Annotated in this window: 16 protein-coding genes; 5 read left to right on the top strand and 11 right to left on the bottom strand. The window is 68.9% G+C overall.

Translation table 11 applies throughout. The features are described from left to right. Nucleotides 1-36: 36 nt before the first annotated feature. The 9 genes from ABZ478_RS35740 to ABZ478_RS35700 form a co-directional block, all read right to left on the bottom strand. Nucleotides 37-165 carry a hypothetical protein gene (locus ABZ478_RS35740; RefSeq protein WP_359556346.1) on the bottom strand — a complete coding sequence of 43 codons (129 nt, stop codon included), beginning with the start codon at nucleotides 163-165 and terminating at the stop codon, nucleotides 37-39. 86 nt (nucleotides 166-251) lie between these two features. Next, nucleotides 252-2,405 (bottom strand): protein kinase, encoded by a 2,154-nt coding sequence (locus ABZ478_RS35735; RefSeq protein WP_359556343.1) that lies wholly within the window; start codon nucleotides 2,403-2,405, stop codon nucleotides 252-254. Between the two features lie 83 nt (nucleotides 2,406-2,488). Further along, complete coding sequence (locus ABZ478_RS35730) at nucleotides 2,489-4,678, bottom strand: protein kinase (protein WP_359556341.1); 2,190 nt, start codon at nucleotides 4,676-4,678, stop codon at nucleotides 2,489-2,491. 14 nt (nucleotides 4,679-4,692) lie between these two features. Further along, entirely contained in the window at nucleotides 4,693-5,625 is a 933-nt protein-coding gene (locus tag ABZ478_RS35725) for a serine/threonine protein kinase (protein ID WP_359556339.1), read from the bottom strand. A 145-nt stretch (nucleotides 5,626-5,770) separates the two neighbouring features. Beyond that, the gene (locus ABZ478_RS35720; RefSeq protein ID WP_358935850.1) at nucleotides 5,771-6,070 is read right to left on the bottom strand and encodes a WXG100 family type VII secretion target; all 300 of its coding nucleotides are present in this window, start codon (nucleotides 6,068-6,070) and stop codon (nucleotides 5,771-5,773) included. A 96-nt stretch (nucleotides 6,071-6,166) separates the two neighbouring features. Then, nucleotides 6,167-6,514 carry a WXG100 family type VII secretion target gene (locus tag ABZ478_RS35715; RefSeq protein ID WP_143640178.1) on the bottom strand — a complete coding sequence of 116 codons (348 nt, stop codon included), beginning with the start codon at nucleotides 6,512-6,514 and terminating at the stop codon, nucleotides 6,167-6,169. Between the two features lie 133 nt (nucleotides 6,515-6,647). Next, complete coding sequence (locus ABZ478_RS35710; protein WP_359556336.1) at nucleotides 6,648-7,877, bottom strand: S8 family serine peptidase; 1,230 nt, start codon at nucleotides 7,875-7,877, stop codon at nucleotides 6,648-6,650. A gap of 98 nt (nucleotides 7,878-7,975) precedes the next feature. Beyond that, nucleotides 7,976-9,760 carry a hypothetical protein gene (locus tag ABZ478_RS35705; RefSeq protein ID WP_359556369.1) on the bottom strand — a complete coding sequence of 595 codons (1,785 nt, stop codon included), beginning with the start codon at nucleotides 9,758-9,760 and terminating at the stop codon, nucleotides 7,976-7,978. A 2-nt stretch (nucleotides 9,761-9,762) separates the two neighbouring features. Beyond that, complete coding sequence (locus ABZ478_RS35700) at nucleotides 9,763-10,209, bottom strand: hypothetical protein (RefSeq protein ID WP_359556335.1); 447 nt, start codon at nucleotides 10,207-10,209, stop codon at nucleotides 9,763-9,765. A 552-nt stretch (nucleotides 10,210-10,761) separates the two neighbouring features. Between ABZ478_RS35700 and ABZ478_RS35695 the strand changes: the two genes are divergently transcribed. The 5 genes from ABZ478_RS35695 (at nucleotide 10,762) to ABZ478_RS35675 (ending at nucleotide 14,168) form a co-directional block, all read left to right on the top strand. Next, nucleotides 10,762-11,106, top strand: coding sequence for a DUF4333 domain-containing protein (locus tag ABZ478_RS35695; RefSeq protein WP_359556333.1), 345 nt, complete (start codon nucleotides 10,762-10,764; stop codon nucleotides 11,104-11,106). Between the two features lie 97 nt (nucleotides 11,107-11,203). After that, nucleotides 11,204-11,647, top strand: coding sequence for a hypothetical protein (locus tag ABZ478_RS35690; RefSeq protein WP_359556331.1), 444 nt, complete (start codon nucleotides 11,204-11,206; stop codon nucleotides 11,645-11,647). Between the two features lie 69 nt (nucleotides 11,648-11,716). Next, nucleotides 11,717-13,036, top strand: coding sequence for a hypothetical protein (locus ABZ478_RS35685; protein WP_359556328.1), 1,320 nt, complete (start codon nucleotides 11,717-11,719; stop codon nucleotides 13,034-13,036). A gap of 56 nt (nucleotides 13,037-13,092) precedes the next feature. Then, nucleotides 13,093-13,590, top strand: coding sequence for a hypothetical protein (locus tag ABZ478_RS35680; RefSeq protein ID WP_359556325.1), 498 nt, complete (start codon nucleotides 13,093-13,095; stop codon nucleotides 13,588-13,590). A 65-nt stretch (nucleotides 13,591-13,655) separates the two neighbouring features. After that, nucleotides 13,656-14,168, top strand: a complete 513-nt coding sequence (locus ABZ478_RS35675) for a hypothetical protein (RefSeq protein ID WP_359556323.1) — start codon at nucleotides 13,656-13,658, stop codon at nucleotides 14,166-14,168. Nucleotides 14,169-14,186: 18 nt separating this feature from the next. Here ABZ478_RS35675 and ABZ478_RS35670 read toward each other — a convergent pair whose 3' ends face one another. Then, nucleotides 14,187-14,795, bottom strand: a complete 609-nt coding sequence (locus tag ABZ478_RS35670) for a hypothetical protein (RefSeq protein ID WP_359556320.1) — start codon at nucleotides 14,793-14,795, stop codon at nucleotides 14,187-14,189. Further along, the gene (gene mycP / locus ABZ478_RS35665; RefSeq protein ID WP_359556317.1) at nucleotides 14,783-16,117 is read right to left on the bottom strand and encodes a type VII secretion-associated serine protease mycosin; all 1,335 of its coding nucleotides are present in this window, start codon (nucleotides 16,115-16,117) and stop codon (nucleotides 14,783-14,785) included. Before mycP ends, ABZ478_RS35670 begins: the two co-directional genes overlap by 13 nt. Between the last annotated feature and the right edge of the window lie 5 nt (nucleotides 16,118-16,122).

Genomic DNA, 16,122 nt, shown 5'->3' with positions numbered 1-16,122 from the left:
GCAGCGGTACGTCATCTCCGACGCCGCCGCTGTGGGTCACGTGAACTGCAGCCCGAAGCGGAAGGACGGCGCCGAAGTCTTCGCGGTGATCAGGAAGCACGGCGACCCGGCCGGCGCGGCTTCGATGGAGAGGGCCGTCACCGAGTACGCCGGGGCGGCGTCCACGTCAAGGGGTGTACCGAGCTCGACGGTTGAGGGAGGGAACGGGACACCGGGTGGCCTCGCGACCACCGACGGGAAGCAACGCCTTCTCAGAACGTCGTCAAGGCTTCGAGCGCGCTGTCGTACATGACGAAGACCCGGTTGCCCGCGGCGGCGAGACGGACATCGTCGAAATCGGGTAGCGGATACCGCCACACCTGGTGGCCGTCGGCCGCCTTGGCCGCAATGAGTTCCGTCGGATAACTCTCCATGCCTGAGGAATCGAACGCCCAGACGGCGTGGACCGCCACCAGAACGCGGCTCTTGTCCAGTGAGGTCATTGATTCACCGAAGTATCCGGTGCGCTCAGGCGTCCACATGCGACTTCCGTCGCGCTTGTCCAAGCGCATGGGGCAGCTGCCGTCGCTGGCATAGACCGCCTCCGCGCCGACGGCCGGCGAACCCCAGCCGTCCCGGGCGCTGCCGCCTGTGGACTTCGCTCTCCAGATCGTCTTCCCATCGCTGAGCCGGCAGGCTTCGAGTGCTCTGCCGTTGACATATACGGTGTTTCCGGAAACGGCCGGACGGACCTTGAGGTCGTGTTCGTCGTAGTGCGCCGTCCGGGTCCACGCGGCACGGCCGTCGCTCGTCCGCACGGCGAGGACGCTCCCGTTCGACGCCGCCAGGACAAGCCTCCCCTGCCCGACAACGGCGGGAACGATCAAGTTCTCACGGAAATCAGCCGGTACGGTCGCCGTCCACCGGACCTTCGCGTCCGAGCGGCCGACGCTGCGCACTCTGCCCTCCTTCGTCAGGACGTACACCGCCTCCGCGTCGGCGGCGAGCATCGTCGCCGCTTCTGCGTCTGAGCACACCCACTTGGCCACTCCGGTGGACGGGACGAAGGTGCGCAGTGCGCCCTGGCCGTCCGCGCACGCAACCAGCCGATCCGACAGGGACAGATACCCGCCCTTCGCCAGGATGTCCGGTGCGCTCCAGCGCCGCTTGCCGTTCGTGACGTCGTGCCCCGCGATACCGCCGCTCGCGGCGCCGAAGACGAGGACGTCCCGCACGGGCAGCAGTCCGGGCGAGTAGATGTCCGCCACATCGCTCAGTGACCAGATGTTCGCCGGATGGTCGCCCGCGGGCTCGTCCTTGCCGGGGCGGCGGTCCAGCGGCTCCGCGGGGGTCCGTACAGCCGGCGGGATGTCGAAGGGGCCGCTCGTCTTCGTGCTGCGGGATGCCGTACCGTCCCTCGTGCCGAGCCACCAGGCCGTCGTACCCCCTCCGGCCGCGACGACCACTCCTGCCCCGGACAGACCCGTGAGCAGTCGTCGCCGGGTCACGGACGGCGGCCCGGCGGTCTCGTGCGCCGTGACGTGAGTCGTCAGCCGCCGGGCATCGGCCTCGCGCGCCTTGATCGCGTCGGCGATCCTCCCCTGCCGCCACACCCGGTCGGCCCCCTTGGGCGCTGACATGGCCTGGACGATCTGAAGGGGCACCGGGCGGGCAGCCGGGTCCTTGGCCAGACACGGGGCGATGAGAGTCCTCAGATGGGGCGGCACGCCGTCCAGCCGCGGCTGTCCGTGCACGACCTCGTACTGCAGTGCCGCGACGTGATCACCGTCGAAGGCGCGTCTGCCGGTGGCGGCGTACACGAGCACGGCGCCCAGGGAGAACACGTCCGCAGGCGGTGCGACGCGCTGTCCCAGGACCTGCTCGGGCGCACCGTAGCCAGGAGTGACGGGGATCTGACCGGTGTTCGTGAGCGTCAGCCCGTGTTCGGGGCGGGCGATGCCGAAGTCGATCACGCGCGGCCCTTCCGAGGTGAGCACGATGTTCGGGGGCTTGAGATCTCGATGCACAAAGCCCGCCGCGTGAATGTCGGCAAGTGTCCGTGCCAGAGAAGCCGCCATGTCGCGCACCGCGGGTTCGGGAAGTGGACCGTGGCTGGCGACCACTTGGTCCAGGGTGAGGCCCGCCAGGAACTCGGTGGCGATCCAGGGCCGCGCGGCCTCCGTCTGCGCCCCGAGCACGGCTGCGACCCCCTTGCTGCGCACGGCCTGGGCCGCGTGGGCCTCACGAACGAAGCGCTGGGCGAGATTCGTGTCGTGAGCGAGTTCTGGACGCAGCACCTTGACGGCGGCGAGGGCGCCGGCGCCGTCCTGACCCACGTAGACCTTGCCCATCCCGCCCTCGCCGAGGACGCCGAGCAGGCGATAGGGGCCGAGACGGACCGGGTCGCCGGTGCCGAGGGTTTTCATGGAGGTCGGTCCTTCTGCCGGGGTCGGTTTGCGGTGTCCGTGATGCCGCCGCGGACGGTGACAGGCAGGCCGCCCGCTCGCGGCTACTTGAGCGGATAGGCGGAGAGGCGGTCCGGGGCCACGCCGAGGATCAGTCCGGCTTGGGCATCCACGTGGAACTGCTCGGCTGTCGTCTTGTACGTCAGGGCGGTTTCGTGGCCGGACAGCGAGACGGCCCGTAGTTGCATCCCGTTCCTGTAGTACGCGTAGCCGTTGCCGACGACTGGTTGCCAGCCCGTGTACGCCTCGTCCGCCTCGGCTGTCGCCTCGGTCCACAGAACGCGCCCCCGTCGCGCGTCCACGGCCGTGAGCCCCGTCCCTTTCCGGACGGCGTAGAGCACGCCCTTCTTCAACGTGGGCGGGCTGTACTCCCGGTCGCCCTCGAGGGCCCATGCCTGGGCCCCGTCACTCAGTCGCAGCGCACGCAGTTGAGCACCACCGAGGTAGAGGTATTTTCCGTCCGCGGCGATTTCACTCCGGAGGGAATCGGGGTCCCCGACGGCGCACGGCCTGTCCCACAGGACCGCTCCGCCGGCCGTGTCGCGCACGACGACATGCACCTTTCGGTCAGCCACCTCTTGAAGCGTCACCAGGCGACCGCCGACGACCTTCGCGGCGAGGAAGTGCAGACGCGTGCTCGTGGCCGACCGCTTCGGCAGGGACTCCTTCCAGAGCGTCTTGCCGGTCCTGAAGTCCGCGGCACGCAGGGTCCAGATCTGTGAGGGTTCGAAACCTGTGCCGGAATCCCCTTTCCCGGATCCCAGTGCCACGTACACGCTGTCGTCGGAGATGGACACGATCTGGTTGGGCCTGATCCTGGCGTTGGTGTCGGCGAAACGAACCGAGGTCGGCTTCTGGTAACGCTGACTGTCCTCCCAGGCGACGATCGCCGTCGACTCCGGCCGCGGCTGCGGCTGACCGTCGTAGTCCTGATCGAGCGAGCAGAGCCGACCGTTCCGGACCGCCGTCCGCCACCATGTGCCCGAGATGAGAGCGTCCCGCTGAGCCCGCCCGGTGGACGGTTCGAAGCGTTTGGCGCTCCCGTTCAGCGGCAGCACGACGGATCCGTACGCGTGGTACGGCACTGTGAGGCCCCAGCCGTACATCGTGAGATCGATGTATTCGCCGTAATGCCACAGCGGATCGAGGTTACGTGTCTGCCGCGGCGCCTTCTTCGGTCCCGGAGCGGGTGCGGCACGCCCTTGGTACCACCACGCGGTCCCGCCCACGGTCGCGGTCAGCGCGAGCGCCCCGCCCGCAGCCAGAAAAGCCCTTCGCGAAGGGCCTCGCCAGGCCGGTGCGGCGACTGCGGAGAGATCCCTCTCAGCCGAGGGCGCCGGAAGCCGCTGCGGTACCAGCCGCCAGACGTCGGCAGCCCGCCGCCCGATGTCCGCGAGCAGCTCGTCGGGAAGGTGATCGGCGAAATCGCCAGCTCCGTCGTGAAGATGAGCCGCCAGTTCGGCCGTCGAGGGTCGCTCGCGCGGCTCCTTGGCCAGGCACCTGGCGAGCATCGGCACGAGCGGGGCCGGTACGCCGCTGAGGTCCGCCTCCGTGTACCGCACCCGGTAGAGCAGGTCCGCTGCCTGGCCGTGCCCGAACGGGGCGCGCCCAGTGGCCGCGTACACCAGCACACCGGCGAGGGCGAACACGTCGCCGGCCGCATCGTGTGCCTGTCCGGTCGCCTGTTCCGGGGACATGAAAGCCGGGGTGCCGACGGCGGAGCCGGTACGGGTCAACCGGTCGTCCCCGATGGCCCGCGCGATGCCGAAGTCGATGACCTTCGGGCCGTACGCCGTCACCAGGATGTTGGACGGTTTGAGGTCGCGGTGCACCACATCGGACCGGTGCAGCTGGCCGAGCGCCGAGCACAGCGCGGCGCCCAAGGCCCGTACTGACTGTTCGGGCAGGGGACCCCCTGTCTCCACCGCCTCGCCGAGCGAGGGCCCGAGCACGTACTCCGTGGCGAGCCAGGGCGTCTCCGCGAGGGGATCCGCGTCCATGACCCGCGCCCCGAACTGATCGCCTATGACCCTGGCCGCGTCCACCTCCAGCCGGAAACGGGTGCGTGCCGCTGGATCCGTGGCGATGGTCGCGTGCATGGTTTTCACGGCCACGGTGCGCCCACCGGGGGAACGCGCCACGTAGACGGTGCCCATGCCTCCGCCACCGAGTCGGGCGATGAGCCGGTAGGGGCCGAGGGCGACGGGATCGTCGTGGGTGAGTGGAGTCGGCATCGGGATTCTTGTCGTCAGTTGCTGGGGTGGCGGGCGGCGGCGCCTGGGGACGGCGCGCGACCCTGTGTCCAGTCCTGTTGCTGAGGCGTCCGCACCTCTGCGGCCAGCACGGATGCAGACTGATGAACGATGGCGGCGATGAGTCGGGCAGGCAGCCAGCCGGGGCCGAGCAGTGTGTCGGCCCGCGAAGGGGCGGCGAAGCCCACAGGGGCGTCCGGTTGCCTTTCTCCGGTCAGCTCATCTGTCAGTTCGGTGAGTTCCGGCCGCTGTACCGGGTCACGGGAAAGGCACCGGGCAATAAGGGAGCGCAGTTCGGCCGGTAGTTCCTCTCGTTCCGGCATGGTGTATCCGGTGGCCGCGTAGGCGAGCGTGGCGCCGAGCGCATAGACGTCACCCAGCGGACGCGGCTGGCCACCTGCCGCCTGCTCAGGCGGCAGGCTGCCGTGATCGAGCCCGGGGATCCCCTGTCGTGGGGCAGCGTCAAGCACGGCCGCCCGTGCGGCTCCGAAGCAGGTGAGACGGGGTCCGTCCGCTGCGATGAGAACTGCGGAGGGACAGAGCCCGGCGTGGGACAGGTTCTGCCCGTGCATCACGGCAAGGTTCTCGGCCAAGGCCACGGCGAGAGCCCGGACGGTCCGCTCGGGCAGCGGGCCCCCGTGCAGGGCAAGGGCGACGGGCAGCGGAAGCGCGGGCACATAGGGACGCGCGTGCCACGCCTGATCACCGGGAGCGGAGAGTTCGGCAGCCGGGAGAACCCAGGACCCCAGGAGATACCGGGAGGCATCGGCTTCGGCCATGAAGCGCTGCGGATCGACGGTGGCCAGCGGTGTGCTCAGGAGTACGGTGCGGTCTCCGTCGGCGCTGCGTGCGATGAATCGGTGCTCGGATACGGGTGTTTGCGCAGGCACGCGGGTGTCGAGCCGGGTGACCACCGTGTACGGACCCACAGACCGGCTACCTCGGCTACTCGGTCCGGTGCCTGCGCGCATGTTCACCCTTCGTACGTCCGGCTCACCTCACCGGCTCGGCGCAGCAGCAGGGTGGGCGCCTCCCGCGCGCGCCCACCCTGGAGTTGCTTCCGCCGGCCTCGTGCTAGTGGAAGTAGCTGGAGGCCTTCTTGTCGCCTTCCATGTACGTACCGCCGGACTGGGCGACGACGTGACCGATCCCGGTCAGCGCCTGGTGGATGTCGTTCGCCTCCTTGTCCCAGCGGTGCAGCTTCTCGTGGAAGGTGGTCTGGGCCTGGCCCTCCCAGTACTGCATGCTGCTCACCACCATCTTGCGGAGCTCCTGCAGGTCCTGCTCGAGCTGGCTCGCCTCGTTGCCGATCTTCGTCGCCGCGACGTCGAGCCCGTCGTAAGTTACTGACAGTCCCTCAGCGTTGTTGGCCATGGCTGTTTACCTCGTCTCGCCGATGTGTGCCTGTTGTGTGCGCCGGCTGCCCGGCGGTAGCTCCGAATGCCGCTCGCCTCGTGAAGAGGCCGAGCCTCAGTAGGAGCTGAGGGAGGAGGACTGGACCGTGGGAGCGCCGTCCTGGACGTCGATCTTGTTGACGGAGGCGCGCACCTCGTCTTCCTTGCTGTCCTTGATGTTGCGCGTCGCGGTCATCGCCTCGATGACGTCACCGAGGATGTCGCCGATGTTCTTCAGCGACTCGTTGATCTCGTACTGCTTCTTGTCGAACGCGGCACGGCCGATGCCCTGCCACTGACCCTCGAGACCGTCGATGACGCCCTGCAGGCCGTGCACGCGCTTGCGGATGCCCTCGTACTTCTCGGCCATCCGCTTCTGCAGGTGAATTACTGCGGCATCTTCGAGCTTCTGCTTGTCGGCCATGTCAGCCCGCCCTTTCTTGTCTGTCTCTTCGGTCCAACTGATACGGCTCACCGCTGATGTCGGTGCGTTGCGGCGGTGAGCCCGCACTGCATGCCCTATTCCGAGAACACAGGGCTACGTACGACTGCCGACGTCACCTGGCACGCCGGGCCCGCACGACGGCAGCCCCTCCGCCACCGATCACGATGACCGCGGCGACCGCGCCGAGTGCGATCCAGAGGGTGTTGCTGTCGTTCGACGACTCCGTGCTCGATCCTGCCGCCGAGGTGCCGCCGGTAGAACCCTTCGCGGGGGCTTGTGACGGGGTTGGTGCAGAAGGGGATTCGGATGAGGAAGCTGAGGCGGAGTTTCCTGCCTTGGCCAGGAGATCGCCGCCATTGTCCTTGGCAAGCGGGTCGATGTGCGCCGGGCCGGCATCGTACTTGGGGTCTTCGAGGACCAGGCGGGGGCGAATGAACCCATAGCCGGCGTACTTACTCGGGTTGTCCTTGTCCCACTTGCGACCGGCCGTGTCGATAAGAGCGCGGGTCACCTGGTTCACCGTCCAGTCAGGATGGGCGGACCAGATCAGCGCGGCGGCACCGGAGGTGATTGCGGCCGCCGCACTCGTTCCGTTCACGTTGTCGCAGTAGGAACGGAAGCTCGCGTCGCACCATCCGGGGAAACCCTGGCCGGGGGCCGAAATATCCACGTAGTTCCCGGATGAGGAGAACGGTGACACCGTAAGGGACTGGTTCGCCGAGGCAACGCCGACTACGTACGGAAACGCAGCCGGATACTCGATGGTGTCGCCTGACTTGCGGCCGCTGTTACCCACAGCGGCGACCAGCAACTTGCCCTTCGACGCGGCGTACTCGACAGCGGCCTTCTCGTTGGAGCTCGGTCCCTCTGCCCCGAAGGACATGTTGATGATCTTCGCGTCGGTGTCGGCCGCCGCGCGGATCTCCTCTGTGGCGTCTGGCGTCTTCTTCTTCTCTTCAGCCCCGCCCTTGAATCCGTCGAACACCGAGCGGTACGGGACGATCTTCGCCCCGGGTGCCAGGCCTTTCAGGCCTCCCCCGGCCCCCGTGCCTGCGATGAGCTCGGCCATGGTCGTCCCGTGGCCGAGGTAGTCGTCCGTCGCTCGGTACGCAACCGCCTCGGGGATTTCGTCCGTCAGGACCTGTCCCTTGAGCGACGGAGTCTCCGCGTTCACACCGCTGTCGATGACAGCAACCTTCACGCCCTCCCCCGTGCTGACCTTCCACATCTTCTCGGCCTGCATCGGTCCGAGGTACCACTGCTTCGACTGAACGTCGGATGCGGCAGCACTCGGAGCGAAGCTCACGGCTGCGGCCGCAAGGACACCGACGACCGTGCCCACGGCCCGCGCTCGTCCGCTGCAGCGCGTTCCGCGGCCCGCAACCCGCTCGGCTCGCCGGGTGGTCCGTGACTTCATCGTTTCCGTGTCCTCGTTCGCGCTCAGTCGACCACCGGCGGTACGTCACGCCGGGGTTTGTCGGGCAGGTGTGTCTCTTCGTCTTCGACCAGGTAGTCGGGGCGTGGCGCCGCCTGGACGTTCTCCTCGCCGCGCGGCTTGCCCTGGCGTCCGGTGCCGCGCATGAGTCCTGCGCCCCCACGCGTCATGCCGTTGCGCTCGGCTCCTGCGGCGGAGTTACGTGTGGACGGCCTCCCGGTGACGGCTTCGGACGCTCCCGTACCCGGACGGGAACCAGTCGCATTCGAGCCCGACCTGGCGGCGGACTCGGACGTCCCGAAGACGCCACGCTGCCCCAGTCGGCCCGTCGCGGGACGGGAACCAGCAGCCCCTTCGCGGCCGATGACGGTGCCGCGGGGAATCTTCGATCCGCCCTTCGCCGGATTGCCACCGGTGCTCGTAGGTCGTCCTCCGACGACTCCGTTGGAGCGACCGGCCCCGGTCGCCGGCCCGGCATTCGCCCGAGGTGCTGCCGAGCCGCCGGTCCTCGGCGTGCCACCGGTGACCGCTCGGCCCATCGACGTCGGCTTCGATCCGGAGGTGGCGCCCTTGACCGCGGACTGACCCGTCGGGGAAGAGCGGCCCATCTGGTTCATGGGTCCTTGCCCCGAGGTACGTCCGGAGGCCGGACCGGTCGTGCCGGACGTACCCGCACGGCCTTGAGCGGACGGAGGCGTGCGGAGATATCCTGTGCCGCTCAAGCCCCGCCCGGATGAGGCATTTGGAACCGGAGTCCCGAAAGGCCCTTCGAACACATTGGGCTGGCCGCCGGTTGTCGGAGGTGTACCCACGACCGGCGGCGTGTGACTGGTACCGGCCGGCGTAGCAGGGGGAGGCAGTGTGCCTACGGTGTCGATGTTCGTGCCCACAGGCACATCCGGATCCGCGATCTTGCCGGGGATGTGCTTGGTCGGCGTCGCACCATCGGTCGCCACGTGGCTGGGAACATCACCAGTCACAGATGCGTGGTGGGCTCCAGGAGATACAGCGGAGGCTGCTTCGGTACCCCCGTGCGAACCCGTGGTTGACCCCGAACGGTCGACTTCGCGCACGCCGCGGGGCCGAGGCACTCCCACGTCAGGCATGGAGGTGAACTGCGGGGTCTTCTCCTTGACAGGCAGGCCTGACAGCACCTCTTCGGACACCGCATAGTACGACGCCAACCGGTTCATCTGGTTGATCGCCTCTTGGCGGTCCTTCTCCACCTTTACAGCGGCGGCATACCCCTCTTTGTCTGCTGCCTTCTCGGCCGCCGTGAAACCCGCGGGTCGCTTGTGGTTTGCCGGATCGCGGTCCGGCATGGCACCCCTCACCGACGCGAGCCCGACGGCCGCCGCTGTGATCTGGTCGCCGGCTGTCCCTGCGAAGTCACTCAAGTGGTGCGTGTTGGTGACGAGTTTGGCGCCCCACCCGCGGAACGCGTCGCCGGACTCTCCGACCCAGTGAACCTTGTCGATGTGGCCATAGAGTTCGTCCGCAGCCGCCTTGATCGCGTCTCGCGCATCCCACAGCGCCTTGCCCGAGGACTCGAGATCCTCCGGGTCCGTCTGCTCGACGAGATCAAGCATCTTGTTCAGATCGAGATCGCGCTGCCCGAAGTCCGTCCGGCCGACGATGGCCTGTCCGAAAGGGGTGGCTCCGACCGCAGCCCTGACGATGCCGTCGAGAAACCCGGCTCGCGGGCCGTCCTCCACACCGCGGACGAAGTCCGTCACATCGTTCTGCGATGAGATTCGGTTCAGGTCCGCTTCATGCCGCTTGTCCGTCATCGTCACGCCTTCATCTCAGTGCCGGTGCCGGTGCGCTGCTTCCCGCCCTGCTTGTCCTCGATCTTGCCGATCTCCGTCTGGATCGCCCAGAACCGCTGACGCTGCTCCTCTTCGAGTTTCTCAAAGCCGTGGTACGCGCCCTGGACCGCGATGCCGATCGCCTCGATCTGCAAGTGCAGGGTCTTGGACAAGGAGGTGAGCTCTGCGTGGACTCGGTTGTACTGCTTGTACAGGCCGTGCGCTTCAGGGAAGTCGCTTTCCGCGCCTGAAGTCAGGGAGGTGGGTCTGATCGTCTGAGCCCCGACCTTCATCGGGTTGCCCGCGGACGCCTCAAGAGTGGCGAGAACCGCATCCACCCGCGACACGAACTTGTCCAACGCCTCACCGCTGGCCTCCAGGTTCGCCGCCCTGGTAGCCGACACGCCCCCCACCATGTCTGCCGGAAGCACGACGCGCTCCTCCCCGTTTCCCCGTACGGTCCGCCGGCCCTGACGGGCCGGGACCAACCACCCGCTCGCCGTACGATCGCAAAGCGAGCCGCGTCTCACAACGCCTTTACCACTCTAGTCAACCTGCCCAACCGGTCCAACCAGGCATGTGTCTTAACTCGGTTACGAGACAACACCTGACGCCACGGTTTGTCCCATTTTCCTGTTTGCAGTGAACCGGCGCCCACCGCGACCCCGTTGCGGCCTCAGCCGCGGATGAACCGGCCCGCCTGGCACGGCCGACGCGGGCGGGGACACCGTTGGCGATCTCCATCGAACCTCTACACGAGGTCGGTGCGTACAAGGTAACTAGAGCGTGCCACACGTGAGTTGGCGATGCCCGGCAGCATCCCTCAGCGGGCCGTCCGTGAAGAGCACGCGCGGGAGATCCGAAGGAGTAATGGAGAGCCGGCGAGCGTTGTATGCACCTCCCTCCTCGAGAGGGTGGGGGCAGTCCTGCCAAGTATGCTGCGTGGGTCTTTCTGTCATGCTCAGCAAAATCGGAGATCCCACATGCCCAAGTTCCGCAGGTCCGCGGCCGTTTCGGCGGTAGCCGTGGGCGCTCTGCTCTCCGGTTGCTCGGCCTCCGTCAGTGTCGGGGAGTCCACGCCGAAACTGTCCGCCGACAAGCTGGCCTCCACGCTCTCCGCGAAGCTCGCCGCCGCCACCGGGCGGCCCAAGCCGCACGTCACCTGCCCCGAGGATCTCAAGGGCAAGGTCGGTACCACGACCCGGTGCACGCTCACCGCGGACGACGGCAGCACCCTGGGGGTCACGGTCAAGGTGACCTCTGTGGACGACGGGAAGATCAACTTCGATTTCAAGGCCGACGACAAGGCTTCGCCCGCTGCGGGCTGAGGCCGTTCAGCCGGGCCGTTCGGTTGATGCGCTACGACGCGCTCGGATGCAGGGAGTTGCCGCGCGGACTCGGCGGCGAACGGGGAGAGGCGGAGTCATGGCAGTGCCGGAAGCAGGACAGACCGCGGGCGACGCGGCCGCGCAGCCCGTCGGGATGCGGCTGAACCAGTTGCCGTCCGATCCCGGAGGGTCCTCCGGTCCCCCGCCGCTGCTCGGGGGGCAGAAGGACCTCGCTTCCTCTCCGGCCGAGAAAAAGGCCGCCGCGAAGGCCATCGAGGACCACATCGAGCCCGACACCCGAAAGGCCGGTGACTGGGCGGACACGGAGACCGACTCGGCCGTCTCCGAGTTCCGGGACGGTTGGCACACGTCGGGGGCTCTGAAGAAGGCGCATGAGACGTGGGGCGAGCAGGTGCAGAACCTGATGAACATGCTCGCGTCCGACAAGGCGTCGCTGCGGAGCGCCAACACCGTGCTGCAGAACACGGACATCCAGACCGGGACGAACGCCGGCTCGGTGTCCGTGCTCACCAGTTACTGACGAAACCGGCCGCGGTCACCGATCGGCCGTCCCGACCGGCACGCTGCCACGCCACACAACGGGGAACCCATGCCGAACTACCACGAGATCATGACCACCGACCTGTCCAAGCTCTCCACGGCGGCGGACCGTTGGGACGGGATGGCGAAGGAGTTCAACAAGCAGGAGATCGCCTACAAGCGGGATGTGCACGGCGTCTCCACGGGACAGACCTGGACCGGGCTGAGCGCGAACGCCGCCGGCCGGCGGTTCGACGTCACGCTCAAGCAGTTCCAGAGCGCCCAGAAGGAGGCCAAGGCGGTGGCCTCGCTGCTCCGTGAAGCGCACACGCAGTTCACGGACCTGCGCAAGAAGCTGGAGTCGGCCCGGGCGGACGCGGTCAAGGCCGGCATGGCGGTGTCCGAAGCGGGCGTGGTCTCCTACGACACCTCGAAGCTCAGCGACGGCGAGCGCAACGCCATGCACCACGACCCCGACTACCAGCAGTCCGTGCACTCGGCCGTCGCCTCCTGGCAGGAGCACGTGGACAAGGCCGTGAAGAACGTCGTCGAGGCCGACGCCCATGTCGAGACCGCTCTCAAGGCGGTCGTGCTCGACTCCGACATGAACGACGGCACGCTCACCGGCTTCAACGGCCAGGCGCACACCGGCATCGACAAATACGTGGCCGAGTCGAAGCAGACCCCCACCAAACCCGACGGGTGGGTCTCCGACGGGGAGGCCGAGGCCTCAGGTCCCGATGTCGATGCGGAGGCGACCGGACCGGACACCGGATCCGGCAAGATGGGCGAGGCCGAGGCGCATGCCGACCTGGGCCGCGCGAGCGCGGAGGGCTCGCTCACCAACGGGCCGGTGAAGCTCGACGGCGAGGCCGAAGCCTATGCGGGCGCCAAGGGCTCCGTGAGCGGTGGCATCACCCATGAGGGCATCCAGGGAGAGGCCGGCGCACTGGTGGGCGGCGAGGCCTCGTCCAAGGGCCGCTTCGACGTGGGCCCGGTGGGTGTGTACGGACGTGCCGAGGCGATGGCGGGTGCCGAGGCCGGAGGCCACGCCGGGGCGGGCCTGGAGGGCATCAACCTGGGCGGCGAGGCGTTCGCGGGGGCGAAGGGCGGCGGCACCGTGGGCGCGGACATCGGCGGTATCGGCGCGGGTGTCACCGCCGAGGGGTGGGCCGGTCCGGGTGCCGAGGCCAATCTGGACATCGGGAAGACCCAGGACGGGAAGTGGGAGTTCAAGACCAGTGTGGGTCTCTCCCCCATCGTCGGTGGTGAAGTGGGCCTCGAGTTCACCGTCGACCCGGGCAAGGTCACCGACACCGCGGGCGATCTGGCCGATGCCGTCGGCGACGGGCTGAGCTCGGCCGGCGACGCCATCGGCAGCCTGTTCTGATCCACACTTCTCATGCCCGTCGCAAGGGCGCAGCGCTTTAGGAAGGAGGGCTCGCAATGGCCACGAGCCTGCCGGTCCCGATCGATTTCGAGCTGCCGGAGGGCTGGCGCTCGGCGCCTCCGGACGAGGTCGGTGCCCCCGGTGCCGCGTTCGTGGCGGTGCATCTGCCGTCCGACGGCGGGTTCACCGCGAACATCACGGTCGACGGCGAGTACCGTCCGGACCCGGCGACGCTGCCGGACATCGCCGACGAGTCCGTGGAGCGCCTCGGCCGGGCGGTCACCTCGGTCGCCGTCACCGGCCGGCGCGAGACGGGTTCCGCGGAGGCTCCTGGCCTCACGCAGACGCTGTCCTTCTCGACCATCGCCGGCGGAGTGCGCCGCGACCTCGTCCAGTCGCAGGTGTACATGTCCATGCTGGACGTCTCCGATCCGCACAAGCGGGCGGTGATCCGGCTGATCCTCACCTCGACCGCGGCCCAGCATCCGGCCGTCCTCGACGACTTCAGCGACCTTGTCCGCAGTGTGCGTCCGGGCAGCGGCGCGACGTCGTGAGTGGTCCGCGGGAGCGGGAAGGGTGTTTGTTGTGCCGGCGGCAGTGTCCCTCGTAGGTTGAGCCCATGGGACTCTTCGACAAGCTGACCGGAACCCGGCGTCCCGCGGACGGTGTTCCGCCGATCCAGGCGGATGAATTGCGTACGGCCCTGCTCGGGCTCAACGGGCCGGATGTTCCGTACGTCGTCCGCTACGGTGCCGCGGAAGGCGCCGATCTGGTGGCCGAGTGGCGGATCGCGGAACCCGCCTGGCAGGGCTTCTTCGTGGAGTCACAGATCACGCACGCCGTGCGCATCCGGATGCGGCTGGACCGCGACGCCCATGAGGTGCGTGCCCTCGAGGAGCAGTGGGAGGTCAGCCGGGTCGGCAGTCCGCCGAGGCTTCAGGTCGCGTCGTCGTACTCGCGCGGGCAGGACCGGACCGTCACGCGGCAGTGGACGCTCGGCCGGGGGGACAACGGGCGTCTGGAGGCGACGGAGACCTTCCGGTTCGATGCGGCGGAGCTGCGCGAGCCCCTGCAGAGCGCTGTGCTGAAGTCCGGCTGGACCTGGCGTGGGGTCGTTCTCGGCAAGTTGTGAGGCCAGGCGGAAGGAACGTCAGCACTCCCCGGTCCGCACCCCCGCCGTCAGCCGGTAGCCCCGGAAGGTCAGGGTGCCCGGGCTGCCGTTCAGGCCCGGGGGTGTGTAGTCGTCCTTCTTCGCGCGGGTGCGTTGCAGGTGGACGCAGAAGGCGTTGTCCGCGCCGGACGCCGTGACGGTGAGGTGGGCGTCGGTGTCCGTGTCGGTGTCCGCCGGGTCGGCGAGGACGCCGGTCTCGGGGGCGTCGCCGCCGCCGTAACGGGTCACCTTCTCCTCGGTCAGCGACTCGTAGTCGGTGAAGTAGGGCGAGTCGCCCGTCTCGTCCGTCCTGTAGGCGTAGCCGTCGAGGTCGTCGGTGGCCTGGTGCACCGCGCCGGTCAGCTCGCTGTCGCTCCAGGACATCCGGTCGGAGACGCCGAAGCCCTGCACGGCCGTGTAGACGCCGCCGATGGCCAGGGCCACGAAGAGGACGCGGGCCACGACGAAGGAGGCGTCGGGCAGTTCGGGGGCCGACGGGTTGATGCCGGCGCGCCAGGCTCGTACCCGGTCCGCCGGCACGCAGGCCATGGCCAGCAGGACGGCGCACAGGACGAGGAGGAACACGTTCATCTTCGTCAGCGCGTCCACGAGCCGCCTCCCGGCTGCCGCGGACGCCGGCGCCGTGCGTCACGGACCGCAACGGCGGTGCCGGTCAGGCCCGCGACGAGGACCAGGCCGCCGACCACCACGTAGGTCGCCATGCGGGTGTCGCGTTCCTCCGCCGTCTCGCCGAAGTGCAGGGGGGTGACCGAGGGGGCCTCGCCCTTGGAGACGCCGTCCTCGGAGCGCGGTGACTGGACGGGGTGCTCCGGGTCCACGTCCGTCAGCGCCTTCACCGGGTCCACCACGCCCCAGCCGACCAGCCGGTCGTGCCCGGGGATCGAGCGTTCCGCGGTCTGCTCGATCTGGGCGGTGACCTCCTGGGCCGTCCAGTCGGGGTACTTGGCCTTCAGCAGGGCGGCCACGCCGGCGACATACGGTGCCGAGAAACTCGTGCCGTTGTCCGAGCAGTGGCCGCCGCCGGGCACGGTGGAGATCATGTCGACGCCGGGAGCCGCGACGCCCACGAAGTCCCCCGACTGTGAGAACGCCGCCCGCTCGTTGTTGCGGTCGGAGGCCGCCACCGCCAGCACGCCGTGGTACGACGCCGGGTACGTCACCTTGACGTTGCCGCCCAGGCCGTCGTTGCCGGCCGAGGCGACTACCACGACCTTCTGGTTGAGGGCGTAGGCGACGGCCTGCTCCAGTCTGGAGTCCGGCCGGACCGCGTTGGCCGTGTCCTGGGAGATATTGATGACGTCGGCGCCGGCCTGGACGGCGTGCTTGATCGCATCGGCCAGGGTGAGCGCCGTGCCGTCGCCCTCGGCGTCGTTCTGCTTGATCGGGATGATCGTCGCGTCCGGGGCCAGGCCCACGAAGCCGGTCCCATTGGCGGGCCGGGCGGCGATGATGCCCGCGACGCGGGTGCCGTGGCCGACCGTGTCCGTGGTGCCCGAGCTGTTGCCGCGCTCTATCTTCTCGCCCTTGGAGTTCTTCGCGGGCAGCAGGTTCTTGCCCTTCGAGGCGTCGACGGCCTTGGTGAGCTGCGGGTTCTTGACGTCGACACCGGTGTCGATCACGGCCACCCGCACGCCCTTGCCGGTGGACTGGGCCCACAGCGCGTCCAGGTTGACGCGCTGCAGCGCCCACGGCCGGCCCGTGTAGTTCTTCGCCGGGAAGGTGCACTGGCCGTCGTCGGCGTGGGCCGCGGTGGCCGGCAGGGCGAGGGTGGTGGTCGTGGCGGTGAGGAGCGCCGCGGCGGCCAGGGCCGCCGTCCGGGCCACGGTGCTCGGACGTCCGGGGGCCGGGGGCCGGGGGCCGGACGGCACCGTCCGCGCGGGCCGCGTCCCCGACGGCTTCGACTTCTGCATGAGTG

The sequence above is a fragment of the Streptomyces sp. NPDC005706 genome (assembly GCF_040631045.1).
Lineage (GTDB): Bacteria > Actinomycetota > Actinomycetes > Streptomycetales > Streptomycetaceae > Streptomyces.
This window is presented reverse-complemented; position numbering and strand designations above follow the sequence as displayed.

What these genes read in the sequence shown, in the direction of transcription:
- ABZ478_RS35735 (WP_359556343.1), bottom strand. Translation starts at nt 2,405, where the DNA reads ATGAAAACCCTCGGCACCGGCGACCCGGTCCGTCTCGGCCCCTATCGC.
- ABZ478_RS35730 (WP_359556341.1), bottom strand. Translation starts at nt 4,678, where the DNA reads ATGCCGACTCCACTCACCCACGACGATCCCGTCGCCCTCGGCCCCTAC.
- ABZ478_RS35720 (WP_358935850.1), bottom strand. Translation starts at nt 6,070, where the DNA reads ATGGCCAACAACGCTGAGGGACTGTCAGTAACTTACGACGGGCTCGAC.
- ABZ478_RS35715 (WP_143640178.1), bottom strand. Translation starts at nt 6,514, where the DNA reads ATGGCCGACAAGCAGAAGCTCGAAGATGCCGCAGTAATTCACCTGCAG.
- ABZ478_RS35705 (WP_359556369.1), bottom strand. Translation starts at nt 9,760, where the DNA reads ATGACGGACAAGCGGCATGAAGCGGACCTGAACCGAATCTCATCGCAG.
- ABZ478_RS35695 (WP_359556333.1), top strand. Translation starts at nt 10,762, where the DNA reads ATGCCCAAGTTCCGCAGGTCCGCGGCCGTTTCGGCGGTAGCCGTGGGC.
- ABZ478_RS35690 (WP_359556331.1), top strand. Translation starts at nt 11,204, where the DNA reads ATGGCAGTGCCGGAAGCAGGACAGACCGCGGGCGACGCGGCCGCGCAG.
- ABZ478_RS35685 (WP_359556328.1), top strand. Translation starts at nt 11,717, where the DNA reads ATGCCGAACTACCACGAGATCATGACCACCGACCTGTCCAAGCTCTCC.
- ABZ478_RS35680 (WP_359556325.1), top strand. Translation starts at nt 13,093, where the DNA reads ATGGCCACGAGCCTGCCGGTCCCGATCGATTTCGAGCTGCCGGAGGGC.
- ABZ478_RS35675 (WP_359556323.1), top strand. Translation starts at nt 13,656, where the DNA reads ATGGGACTCTTCGACAAGCTGACCGGAACCCGGCGTCCCGCGGACGGT.
- mycP (WP_359556317.1), bottom strand. Translation starts at nt 16,117, where the DNA reads ATGCAGAAGTCGAAGCCGTCGGGGACGCGGCCCGCGCGGACGGTGCCG.